This is a genomic window from Aminipila butyrica (assembly GCF_010669305.1).
Classification (GTDB): Bacteria; Bacillota; Clostridia; order Peptostreptococcales; family Anaerovoracaceae; genus Aminipila; species Aminipila butyrica.
Map to the genome: position 1 here is coordinate 1,878,439 of NZ_CP048649.1, position 11,836 is coordinate 1,890,274.

Here is an 11,836-nt window from a genome sequence, read left to right on the forward strand (position 1 = left end):
TTCTACTTTGGCTGCAAAATTTATTTCACAACGATATTTAATAGCTTGTTCGGTACGGCAATAATTTTCGCAATCGTCTTTCCTTCTGTTAAGGTCTTGATTTTGTCACTGTCCATAGCCAGCTTTTCCAGCTCTTCCTTTGACAAACCGTTTGCTACGTTCATTTTTTCCTTAACCTTTCCGTTAATCTGAATGACAATCTCCACCGTATCTCGGACCATAGCAGCCGGATCATACGTCGGCCAACTCATTTTGTAGACCGATCCCTCATGACCCAAACTCTGCCACATTTCTTCGCAGATGTGGGGGGTGAATGGCGATAAGATAAGCACCAGATTTTCTACGGCAGCTTTTAAAAGCCCCAAATTGATATCTTCAATTTCCTTATACCGGTACATCTCATTGACCATCTCCATGATGGAGCTGATCGCTGTATTAAAGCTGAATCGTCCGCCTACATCCTCCGAAACTTTTTTAATGGTTGTGTTCATCTCAAAAGCCAAAGATTTATCTTCTTCTGTTTCTAATATATATGAATCCGGCGCATGCTTTATCACATCCGTCAGTTCGTAAACTAATCTGTATACCCGGTTTAAGAACCGGTAGCTGCCTTCTACGCCGGCATCGGACCAATCCAGTTCCTTGTCAGGCGGTGCAGCAAATAAAATGAACAGACGCGCTGTGTCCGCGCCGTACTTTTCAATAATTTCCGCAGGGGTTACCACGTTTCCGATGGATTTAGACATTTTCTTGCCATCTTTGATGACCATTCCCTGAGTCAATAAGTTTTCAAAAGGCTCTTCGTTGGTAGTGTAGCCCAAGTCGTAAAGAGCCATCTGGAAGAAACGAGCATACATCAGGTGTAAAATCGCATGTTCTACCCCACCGATGTACTGGTCTACATTCATCCAGTATTCCTGCTTCTCTTTGGAGAATGCTTCTTTATCGTTTTTAGCATCGGTATACCGCAGGAAATACCAAGAGGAGTCCAAGAAGGTATCCATGGTGTCCATCTCTCTCCGAGCCGGCTTGCCGCATGTTGGGCAGACGGCATGAGCAAAGGTCTTGCTGGTGGCTAAAGGCGATTCACCTTTTCCCGTAAACTGGACGTCTGTAGGCAGCAGAACCGGCAGATTCTCTTCTTTTTCAGGTACCCAGCCGCAGTCTTCACAGTAAATCATTGGAATCGGCGTACCCCAGTATCTCTGTCTGGAAATCAGCCAGTCTCTCAATCTGTAATTGATGGACTTCTTACCAATGCCTTTTTCTTCTAAATAATCAATAATCTTAATAATGGCTTCCTGATTGTTCATGCCTGTGAACATGTCAGAATGAATCATCTTGCCTTCTGCAACGAAAGCTTCTTTTAAATTATTTATATCAATGGATGGGTCCGCTGGCTCAACCACCGGAATAATCTCACAGCCAAATTTTGTGGCAAACTCAAAGTCTCTCTCGTCATGAGCCGGTACAGCCATAATAGCGCCTGTACCATAGTGCATCAAAACATAGTCAGAAATAAAGATTGGAACTTTCTTACCATTTAGTGGATTGATGGCATAACGGCCCATAAAGACCCCTGTCTTCTCGTTGGTGGTAGAGGTTCGTTCAATATCAGACTTATGTTGAACCTCATCCAGATACTTTTCCACTTCTGCTTTCTGATCGGTTCCCTCAACCAGCAGCTTTACATAAGGGTGCTCCGGCGCAAGGACCATGTAGGTCACGCCGTACAGGGTGTCTGGTCTGGTGGTAAAGATTTTCAGCTTTTCAGAAAAACCATCGATCTCAAAATCCACCTCGGCACCGACACTCTTGCCAATCCAGTTCTTCTGCATGATCTTTACCTTGCTTGGCCAGCCTTCCAGCTGATCTAAGTTGTCCAGCAGTCGATCTGCATAATCCGTGATTTTAAAATACCATTGAGATAATTCTTTCTTTCCCACCAGAGAGTTGCAACGTTCACAGTTGCCATTAACCACCTGTTCGTTGGCCAATACGGTCTGGCAGCTTGGGCACCAGTTTACGGGGTTTTCTTTCTTATAGGCCAAGCCTTTATTATAAAACTGAATAAATATCCACTGCATCCACTTATAGTATTCTGGACGGCAAGTAGCCACTTCCCGATCCCAGTCGTAAGCAAAGCCCAGTTCTTTCAACTGCTGAGTCATTTCCGCGATGTTTTCCGTAGTCCATTTGTCTGGAGCAATGCCGTGCTTAATTGCTGCATTTTCTGCTGGCAAGCCAAAAGAGTCGTACCCCATGGGATGGAGCACGTTGAAGCCAGCCATGTTCTTATATCGGGCGATGACGTCTCCGATGGAATAGTTCCGCACATGGCCCATGTGCAGCTTGCCTGACGGATATGGAAACATTTCCAGAACGTAATACTTTTCTTTATCTTTATCTTCAGAGGTCTCAAAGACCTTATTCTCTTCCCAATAATTCTGCCATTTCTTTTCAAATTCCCTGAAATTGTACTTCTCTATCATTGATCAATCCTCCAAATCCAGTTCTAAAAATTCACAATCGCCCCAAACTTTCTCGATGTTGTACCGTTGACGCATTTCGGTAGTCAAGACATTGATAATTATATCACCGTAATCCATGAGAATCCAACCGGAACTTGGCTGCCCCTCCACACTTTTAACCACAATCTGCTCTTTTTCTAAACCGTCGTCGATATCATCGCTCAGGGCCTTGATCTGTCTTTCGCTGTTTCCTGAAGCAAGCACGAAGTAATCCGCGAAGGAAGACTTATCACCGATATAGATACACACAATATCCTGTGCTTTTTTCTTATTTAATATTTCAGCAGCCAGTATAGCTGTTTCTTTACTATTCATTTACATCTCCTTTTATTTTCAATTCCATTAAGTAATCTCTGGCTTTCACCGTGTCGTCGTCCAGCGGTGACTGCTGGGAACGAACGTAATCGATGGTCCGTGATAAAGATAGCAGGCAGGCCTGATCTAAATCAGTAAATGCCGCTTTTCGCAGCTCCTCTACCCCTGGGTAGTTTCGACCAGGCTCGATAGCATCCGCCAGATAAATAATCTTTTCCAGCTGAGACATACCGGCTCGTCCGGTGGTGTGATAACTCACCGCCTGAAGGATATCCGGATCTGTTATGCCATAATCCTTCTCCATGAGCAAGGCTGCAATCTTACTATGTGCCAAGTTTCTGTTGTTTAGATATTTTGAATCCAGGCCCAACTGCATGACCCAGTTGTTCATCTCCCCTTGAGGCAGTTCCCGGAACAAGTCGTGAAAGAGAGCGGCAGTTTCAGCCTTTTGTGGATTAATGCCATAAAAAGATGCCAATTTCAACGCCGTATCCCGCATGGCGAAAATGTGTTTTTTTCGCTTTTCTGAGATATTTTTTTCTATCTGCTCAACGATACAGTCCCTTTTCATAAATATACCTTTCCACAGCTGTCGGAACCAGTTGTTCAATAGACTGGCCCTTTTTAATCCGCTTTTTGATATCAGTGGAGGAAATAGGCAGTTCTCGATTGTTCAGCAGCATCACTGGTGTGTTGTAGGCTTGCTGAATCCGTCCGATGCAAGCCTTTAGCTCTTCTTCTTTATACCCCGGTCTGCTGCCGACAGCAAAGCTGGATTCGGTCAGAAGCTCCTCTGCCCGGTGCCACAACTCGATATGAAGGAAGGAATCTGTCCCTAGAATAAAAAACACCTCCGTATTCCCATAGCTGGATTTAAGCCGCTGCAACGTGTTAACCGTGTAGGAAATCTCATCGGTTTCCAACTCCGTATAGGAAATCTCAAACGTTTCTTGTTCTTCCAATGCCAATCTCAGCATGTGGACCCGGTCTTCTTCGGCGGCCACCTTTCTTTTCAATTTAAAGGGTTGGCGCTTGGCTGGAATGAAAATCACCCGGTCCAGCATCAATTCTTCCTTTGCCTGAATGGCCAGACCCATATGTCCTAAGTGGACTGGATCGAAGGTCCCGCCGAATATACCTATTTTGTTCATAACCTCTCCGTTTAAAGTAGCTCCACGTCTGTTGTACTTATTTGAATCTGTAACTCATCCAGCTGCTCTTCCGGCACCCAGGTAGGCGCATCGCTGACCAGACACTGAGCGGCCTGATTTTTTGGGAAAGCCATCACTTCCCGAATGCTGTGTTCCCCAGACAGAAGCATGGCTAGTCGGTCCAAACCGTAAGCTAAACCTCCGTGAGGCGGCGTTCCGTACTTAAAGGCCTCCAGCAGGAACCCGAACTTACTTTCGCAAACTTCTGGACTGAGGCCTAGTACTTCGAACATCTTGGCCTGCAAGTTCTTGTCGTGAATACGGATGCTTCCGCCGCCCAGCTCCACACCGTTTAAGACGATGTCGTAAGCAAGAGCTTTTACCTGACCTGGCTGAGAATCCAACATCGGCACATCTTCCGGCCGTGGGCAGGTGAATGGATGATGCATAGCGGAATAGGAGTCTGTTTCATCATCATACTCGAACAGTGGGAAATCTACCACCCAGAGGAAATTGAACTGTTTGTCGTCCAAAAGTCCCAGCCGGCCGGCAATTTCCCGCCGGAGAAAGCCTAAGGTGTCAAAGACGATTTTTGGTTTGTCTGCTGCAATCAGAATCAAGTCGCCCGTTTTGGCCTCAAATACCTGAGAAATTTCCTGAAGCTGTTCCTGATTGAAAAATTTGTTTACCGAAGAATTAATTTCTTCTGCTCCCATTCTCAGCCAAACCAGCCCCTTTGCACCGTAATGCTTGGCTGCATCCGTGAGCTTGTCCAGGTCTTTCCGGCTAAAATGCTCCGAGCCCCCATCAATATTGATTCCTCGAACATCGCCTTTTGCTGCCAGCGCATCGGCAAAAACTTTGAATTCCGTACCGGCAACCACCTGGTTGAGTTTCTTGAGCTCAAAGCCAAAGCGGGTATCGGGCTTATCGCTGCCATACCGCTCCATGGCTTCATCATAAGGGATTCTTAAAAATGGAGTTTGAACCTCTACCCCCATAACCTCCTGCATGAGCTTTTTCAGAAAACCTTCTTGAATCTCAATCACATCGTCCACGTCCACAAAAGACATCTCCAGGTCAATCTGAGTAAATTCCGGCTGCCGATCTGCTCGCAAATCTTCATCTCGGAAACAACGGGCAATCTGCATATAGCGGTCTGCTCCGCCTACCATCAACAACTGCTTGAAGAGCTGCGGAGACTGAGGCAAGGCATAAAACTTCCCAGGGTTGACCCGGCTAGGCACCAGATAGTCTCGGGCACCTTCTGGGGTGGGTTTATTTAGCATAGGGGTTTCAATCTCGGTAAAACCAGTGCTGTCAAAGTAATCCCGAGCTACCTTGGTAATGTTGTGGCGGAAGGTGAGATTTTTCTGCATCTTTACTTTTCGCAAATCCAGGTAGCGGTATTTCAACCGCAGGTTTTCATCTACATTATCGTCATCCTTGATATAGATAGGAGGGGTATCAGCCTCAGAATAAATAACCAGATCTTCGGCGAAGACCTCAATGTCACCAGTAGGAAGTTCCGGATTTTTAGACTGTCTCTCCTCTACTCTGCCCTTAATGCCTACCACGTATTCGCTGCGAAGGCTGTCTGCTCGCTGAAAAATCTCCGCAGGAATTTTGTCATCAAAAACCACCTGCACAATTCCGGTCTTGTCTCTCAAGTCACAGAAGATTAGGCCTCCCAGATTTCTCCGCTTTTGAATCCAGCCGTTTAGGACCACCTGCTGATGGGTATGGTCTGCATTCAGTGTGCCGCACATGTGTGTCCGCTTAAAAAGATTGCTCATTTTTTGTCTCCTATCCTATTTTTTCAATTCCTCGATAATCTGGTCCATAGGCACTTGCCGCTGCTCCGACGTGGCCATATTTTTAAGGGCAAGCCGACCCTCCTGCAATTCGTTGTCGCCAATAACCACCGTGTACTTGGCACGGATACGATCGGCATATTTGAACTGGCCTTTAAAGTTTCTAGCCAATAAATCCATTTCGGCTTTGATACCTGCCTGCCGGAGTTTTCGCAGCAGGGACAGTCCGTAATTCCTGGCGGATTCTCCCATGACAGCGATGAATACATCTGCTGATTCCGGTTCCGGAATAGAGATGCCGTTCGCCTCCATGGTCAGCAATAACCGCTCCACACCAAGGCCAAAACCTACCCCCGGTGTAGCTGGTCCGCCTAGCTGCTCGATCAAATTGTCGTATCTGCCGCCGCCACAGACCGTGCCTTGAGCCCCAATCTTATTAGAAACAAACTCAAAGGCCGTTTTCGTATAATAGTCAAGGCCTCTAACGATGCCTGGGTCCACTGTATATTCTACACTCATAGCTTGCAGGTTCTGCTGGAGCTGGTCAAAGGCTTCCTGGCAGTCCTCACACAGATAGTCCAGCATAATTGGAGCACCTTGAACCAGTTCCTGACATTTCTCGGACTTACAGTCCAGAATCCGCATGGGATTCCGCTCATAACGTCCTTTACAGGTGTCACACAGTTGATCGTATTTTGGTTTTAAAAATTCCCGTAGAGCTGTCCGGTACGTCTCTCTGCAAGAAGGACAGCCAATGCTGTTAATACGCAGCTCCAGGTCCTGTATATTCAAGAGATTTAAAAAATCAGCAGCCAGACAGATTACTTCCGCATCCGCCATCATGTTCGCAGCACCGAAAACCTCTATGCCCAACTGGTGAAATTCCCGGAGTCTGCCGGACTGAGGCTTTTCATATCTAAAGCAAGGAATTACATAGTACATTTTCGTCGGCTGAACCTCAGCAAACTGTTTGTGCTCTACAAAAGCCCTTACAACAGGTGATGTGCCCTCTGGCTTTAGCGTGATGCTCCTTTTCGCATAATCCTCAAAGGTATACATCTGCTTTTCTACGATATCCGTAGTATCGCCAACACCTCTTGTAAATAATTCCGTATGCTCAAAGCTGGGGGTACGCACTTCTTTAAAGCCGTACTTTGCGCATATATCGGCAAAAGCTTTTTCAACAAAATGCCATTTGTACACCTGATCTGGCATGACGTCTTTCGTCCCTTTTGGTGCATTTGTCAACATAAAAACTACCTCCTAAACAAATTTTCATCTTTTCTTTGCAGCATGTCCTCCAGCCGATCCATGTAGATTTCAAAATTGGATACGTTCGGTACCCGTTCCAGCCGATTTTCTGCCGGATAACAAGCTTTCGATATGCCTCCTGCGCCCAGCGCCACAATCGTCTGCCCTTCCTCCATGATGCGGATGTTGTAGATGCCTTCCGAGCCCTCCTTGGCGTAGCCCACGTTTTCCAAGCTTCCAGCCATGTGCTTCTGACGGTACAGATAATAAGGTCGATATCCTGCCTGACCAAGCTTTTCCTTGGATAGAGCCAGCATGTCTTTCACAATGCGGGCCTGTTTATAATGAAACGCTCGGTCCACGTCAATGAGCCGGGATGCCCGTTTGACTGCCAGGGTATGCACGGTGATGTTCTCCGCTCCCAGCCCAATCATGGTATCTAGGGTATTTGCAAAATCCGCTAGAGTCTCCTCCGGTAAACCAGCAATGATATCGGTGTTGATTACTTGAATCCCCACCTCTCTGGCCATAGCGAAGGCTTCCAGAAATCCCTGACTGCTGTGGGAACGCCCAATCAGCTCCAGCGTTTTATCCTGCATGGTCTGAGGGTTGATGCTGATTCGCTCTACTCCATGGGCCTTGAGGACATGCAGCTTGTCCCAGGTGATGGTATCTGGCCTGCCAGCTTCTACTGTAAATTCCCTGATGCGGCTGAGATCGTAGGCCTTTTCTATTTCGGACAGCAACTCTTCCAGCTGACTAGCAGTCAGGGAAGTAGGGGTGCCCCCTCCTATGTACACGGATTCCGGAAAAAGACCAGTCTGGTGCATTTTTTCACCAGTGTGGCGAATCTCTCGGTGTAAAGCCTCCATGTAAGCCTGAATAGCCTCCGGTTTGGACTGATTGGAGGTAAAAGAACAGTATAAACAGCGAGTAGGGCAAAAAGGAATGCCCACGTAAAGCCCCACCTCTTCGGGGGTTGGCTTTTTCAAAACGGACTGTTGCACTCGGTAGGTATCGCACAGCAGTTTTATTTTCTCGTCGTTGAACAGATAAAAGTGCTTTAATTTATCAGCGGCCTGTTCCAGGCTGCCTAATTGCTGAACCAGCTCTCCTACCAGCTTTACTGGCCTTACACCAGTATGAATCCCCCACTCTGGCTGCAATCCAGTCAAGACGGATAATCGGCGGTAAATGTCCTGTTTCAGTTCATTTTTTTCTCTATAGTTAAAACTTAAAGTTTCGTATTCCGGCGTCTCTTCAACCGAATCAACCAGCACCTTTTTTGTTTCTGCGGCATTCTCTGCTGATAAGTCCTCATCACAAATCAGCACGTATTCCTCTGGCTGCAAAAACACTTTAATTAGTGCATCATATTCATATTTATTTGTTATCCCATTTAAGATGATTTTATACAAATGGATTGCTCCTTTTTTCCAGTCCGATGGTGGTGGAGCCCATATGCCCTGGATAGACAATGGTGTCCTCCGGCAAAGTGAAAAGCTTACGGTGAATCGAATCCTTTATTTCAGGGAAAGACCCTCCCGGAAAATCTGTCCGGCCAATGGACTGCTGAAACAGGGTATCGCCGCTGAAAACCACATTGCCCAGCAAAATACACATACCGCCCTTCGTGTGCCCTGGTGTATGAAAAAAGGTCAAATCCAAGCTTCCCACATTTAAGGTATCCTGATCTTCAGCCCAAATATGGGGCTCTAGAGTTATAGTCTGACCGCAGCATTCCCGAGACATGTTCAGCCGCGGGTCTGCCAGCAGCTCTTTCTCATGGATGCAAGCCACCAACTTCGCAGCAGGAAACATAGAAAGGTAATCCTGTACGCCACCAATGTGATCCCCGTGACCGTGAGTCAAGATGATGTATTGAATATCACAGCCGTCCGTCTTTATCAAGTTGGCCATCTTATCACTAAAGCCTCCAGGATCTACGATAAAGCCCTTATTGGTGTGCTCGTCTCTGACGTAATACGTGTTCACACCCAGCATGCCGCTGGGGATACAATTAATTTGCATAAGCTTTCCACCTTTTAAAATAATTTTTTACTATCCAGCAATATGGTCACCGGACCGTTATTGTTAATCCGTACCAGCATATCCGCCTGAAATATACCTTCTCCGATATAAATACCCTTTTCTTTGATTTGGCTAACAAACTGGTCGTAAAGTTCCTTTGCCTGTTCCGGCCGGGCTGCCTTAATAAAGCTAGGCCGTTTGCCCTTTCTGGCGTCCCCCAGCAAAGTAAATTGAGACACGGCCAAAATACTGCCGCCGATGTCTGTCAGGGATAGATTCATCTTCCCCTCCTGGTCCTCAAAGACCCGAAGTCCAGAAACTTTATCTACCATATAGCGGACGTCTTGCATGTCATCGGTATCTTCCACCCCTAACAAAATGACGAATCCCTGCTTTATGGCTCCTGTAATCTGTCCGTCGACGGTTACATCTGCATCTGTTACGCGTTGTACTACTGCTCGCATGCTGCCTCCCTGCTTATTTTTATATAGTTTTCATAATTATAATATGGTAAACTCAGACGAAATCACAAGGTGGCCCGATATACATCGGCTACTCCTGGCACACTTCGCAGTGACCGCAGCACTTTTTCCATTTGATTGGTATTAGAAATGGATAACGTCATGGTAATGTTAATAATCTGATCTTTGGCACTCTTGGCGTTGACTCCCGTAATGTGTACGTCCATATCCTCACAGACTCTGGATAAATCGGAGAACAGCCCTTTGCGATCTTCCGACAAGATACAGATGTCCGCATTGTAGGCTTGATTAATCTCGTTAGAGTCCCATTCCACCTCGATAAAGCGGCTGCGTTCCCCTTCCGGCATAGTTAATACGTTGACACAGTCCTTTCGGTGGACGGAAATCCCTCGTCCCTTGGTGATGAAACCGACAATCTCATCTCCCGGTACCGGGTTACAACATCTGGACACCCGGATCAATAGGTTATCTACACCTTTAACGGATATGCCAATCTGCTTCTTCTCTTGAGGATGTTTCTTCTTCTTTTCACTGACGGCAATGTTACTAAGGGTGTTCTCACTCCGTTTTAGTTCTTCTTGCTTTTCCTCGTGATAATAGTCAATGAGTTTAAGGGCTGACCGCCCTAAGAAAGCGCCGCCATAGCTGGCTTGAATAAACAAATCGTCTTGAGAAGTCAGGTTTAAAGTCTTTACCAAGCGATTGAGATAGGCATTTTTCATGACTTGTATCGGTTCGTAACCCTTTTTCCGCAGATACCGCTCAAACATGTCCTTACCCTTTTCGGCTACGTCTGGTTTGTTCTCCTTCTTTAAGAAGCTGCGGATTTTATTTCTGGCGTGGCTGCTTTGTGCAATCTTCAGCCAGTCTTTACTCGGGCCCTTGGAATTGGATGAGGTGATAATCTCTACAATGTTTCCGTTTTCCAGTCGGTGATCGATGGGTACCATTTTACCGTTGACCTTGGCTCCGACGCACTTATAGCCTACAGCAGAATGAATCTTGAAGGCAAAGTCCAGCGGCGTAGAGCCTGCTGGAAGTTCAATGACATCTCCGCCCGGCGTAAATACAAATACCTGGCTGGCAAATAAGTCCACCTTCAAGGTCTCCATAAATTCCTTCGGGTCGTTCATATCTTTTTGCCATTCCAGAGTCTGTCTCAACCATGCCAGCTTCAACTCTTCCCCATTTACCTCTTTGGAAGAGATGCCTTCTTTATATTTCCAATGGGCAGCGATACCCAACTCCGCAACCTTATGCATGTCATAGGTTCGAATCTGAATCTCAAAGGGATCGCCGTTATCACCGATAACTGTCGTGTGAAGGGACTGATACATATTAGGCTTCGGCATGGCGATGTAATCCTTGAATCGTCCCGGTATTGGTTTCCACATGGTATGAACTACCCCCAGTGCTGCATAACAGTCCTTGATGGTGTCCACGATAATTCGTACCGCAGTCAGGTCAAAAATTTCGTCAATTTGCTTGTGCTGATACTTCATTTTTTTATAAATGCTGTAAAAGTGTTTTGATCGTCCGTTGATATCATAATGGATGTTTAAATCGTCCAAGCTGCTGCGTATTTCATCAATTACTTGGTTGATAACATCCTCTCGCTCCTCTTTTTTCGCCTTGACTGCGTCCACCAGTTCGTAATACGCATCTTTATCCAGACATTTGAGGGCAATATCCTCCAGCTCAAACTTCATGGCATAAATACCCAATCGGCTGGCCAGAGGTGCATAAATATCAAGGGTTTCCCGGCACTTATCGATAATCTTGCTCTCATTCATATAGTTGATGGTACGCAGGTTATGGAGCCGGTCGGCCAGTTTGATAATCAGGACTCGAATATCCTTGGACATGGCCAAAAACATCTTGCGGAGGTTTTCTGCCTGCCGCTCTTCCTTGCTCTCGAAAACAATGGAACTAAGTTTGGTGACTCCGTCTACCAGCAGGAGAACTTCCTCACCAAACTCTTCTTTCAGCTGTTCCTTCGTGTATGGAGTATCTTCAACGACATCATGAAGTAAACCTGCAACAATGGTATTTTCATCCATTCCCAGCTCAGCCAAAATTTTGGCTACGGCCATGGGGTGAATCAAATACGGTTCCCCAGATTTTCTAAGTTGTCCTTCATGCATTTCTTCGGCTTTTTTGTAAGCCTTGCTGATCAGCGCCACGTCATAGTGAGGGTTGATCGCCAAAAGGTCGTTTAAAAATTGTTCCATACTTAACCTGTAATCTTCCTTCAACTGCGA

10 protein-coding genes are annotated in these 11,836 nt (G+C 46.2%); all 10 read right to left on the reverse strand.

The features are described from left to right. Positions 1 to 20: 20 nt before the first annotated feature. The 10 genes from leuS to Ami103574_RS08975 all read right to left on the reverse strand — a co-directional run bounded on the left by leuS (position 21) and on the right by Ami103574_RS08975 (position 11,806). A complete protein-coding gene (leuS, locus tag Ami103574_RS08930) occupies positions 21 to 2,492 on the reverse strand; it encodes a leucine--tRNA ligase (protein WP_163066692.1) in 2,472 nt (823 codons plus the stop codon). 3 nt (positions 2,493 to 2,495) lie between these two features. Then, positions 2,496 to 2,846, reverse strand: a complete 351-nt coding sequence (gene rsfS / locus Ami103574_RS08935; protein WP_163066693.1) for a ribosome silencing factor — start codon at positions 2,844 to 2,846, stop codon at positions 2,496 to 2,498. Then, the gene (gene yqeK, locus Ami103574_RS08940) at positions 2,839 to 3,417 is read right to left on the reverse strand and encodes a bis(5'-nucleosyl)-tetraphosphatase (symmetrical) YqeK (protein ID WP_163066694.1); all 579 of its coding nucleotides are present in this window, start codon (positions 3,415 to 3,417) and stop codon (positions 2,839 to 2,841) included. The genes rsfS and yqeK overlap by 8 nt, the downstream gene beginning before the upstream one ends. Further along, complete coding sequence (nadD, locus tag Ami103574_RS08945) at positions 3,395 to 3,997, reverse strand: nicotinate-nucleotide adenylyltransferase (protein WP_163066695.1); 603 nt, start codon at positions 3,995 to 3,997, stop codon at positions 3,395 to 3,397. The genes yqeK and nadD overlap by 23 nt, the downstream gene beginning before the upstream one ends. An 11-nt stretch (positions 3,998 to 4,008) precedes the next feature. Further along, complete coding sequence (gene aspS / locus Ami103574_RS08950) at positions 4,009 to 5,793, reverse strand: aspartate--tRNA ligase (protein WP_163066696.1); 1,785 nt, start codon at positions 5,791 to 5,793, stop codon at positions 4,009 to 4,011. 15 nt (positions 5,794 to 5,808) lie between these two features. Next, on the reverse strand, positions 5,809 to 7,062 hold the full coding sequence (hisS, locus tag Ami103574_RS08955) for a histidine--tRNA ligase (protein ID WP_163066697.1): 1,254 nt from the start codon (positions 7,060 to 7,062) through the stop codon (positions 5,809 to 5,811). 5 nt (positions 7,063 to 7,067) lie between these two features. Beyond that, positions 7,068 to 8,480: a coproporphyrinogen dehydrogenase HemZ gene (hemZ, locus tag Ami103574_RS08960; protein WP_163066698.1), complete on the reverse strand. Its 1,413-nt coding sequence runs from the start codon at positions 8,478 to 8,480 to the stop codon at positions 7,068 to 7,070. Next, entirely contained in the window at positions 8,473 to 9,093 is a 621-nt protein-coding gene (locus tag Ami103574_RS08965) for an MBL fold metallo-hydrolase (RefSeq protein ID WP_163066699.1), read from the reverse strand. The genes hemZ and Ami103574_RS08965 overlap by 8 nt, the downstream gene beginning before the upstream one ends. A 14-nt stretch (positions 9,094 to 9,107) precedes the next feature. Further along, positions 9,108 to 9,557: a D-aminoacyl-tRNA deacylase gene (gene dtd, locus Ami103574_RS08970; RefSeq protein ID WP_163066700.1), complete on the reverse strand. Its 450-nt coding sequence runs from the start codon at positions 9,555 to 9,557 to the stop codon at positions 9,108 to 9,110. Between the two features lie 62 nt (positions 9,558 to 9,619). Then, on the reverse strand, positions 9,620 to 11,806 hold the full coding sequence (locus tag Ami103574_RS08975; RefSeq protein WP_163066701.1) for a RelA/SpoT family protein: 2,187 nt from the start codon (positions 11,804 to 11,806) through the stop codon (positions 9,620 to 9,622). Positions 11,807 to 11,836: the final 30 nt, after the last annotated feature.

Bases quoted from the DNA above. Each gene is read 5' to 3' on its own strand.
- rsfS (WP_163066693.1), bottom strand. From the start codon at position 2,846: ATGAATAGTAAAGAAACAGCTATACTGGCTGCTGAAATATTAAATAAG.
- dtd (WP_163066700.1), bottom strand. From the start codon at position 9,557: ATGCGAGCAGTAGTACAACGCGTAACAGATGCAGATGTAACCGTCGAC.
- yqeK (WP_163066694.1), bottom strand. From the start codon at position 3,417: ATGAAAAGGGACTGTATCGTTGAGCAGATAGAAAAAAATATCTCAGAA.
- hisS (WP_163066697.1), bottom strand. From the start codon at position 7,062: ATGTTGACAAATGCACCAAAAGGGACGAAAGACGTCATGCCAGATCAG.
- nadD (WP_163066695.1), bottom strand. From the start codon at position 3,997: ATGAACAAAATAGGTATATTCGGCGGGACCTTCGATCCAGTCCACTTA.
- Ami103574_RS08965 (WP_163066699.1), bottom strand. From the start codon at position 9,093: ATGCAAATTAATTGTATCCCCAGCGGCATGCTGGGTGTGAACACGTAT.
- Ami103574_RS08975 (WP_163066701.1), bottom strand. From the start codon at position 11,806: ATGGAACAATTTTTAAACGACCTTTTGGCGATCAACCCTCACTATGAC.
- leuS (WP_163066692.1), bottom strand. From the start codon at position 2,492: ATGATAGAGAAGTACAATTTCAGGGAATTTGAAAAGAAATGGCAGAAT.
- aspS (WP_163066696.1), bottom strand. From the start codon at position 5,793: ATGAGCAATCTTTTTAAGCGGACACACATGTGCGGCACACTGAATGCA.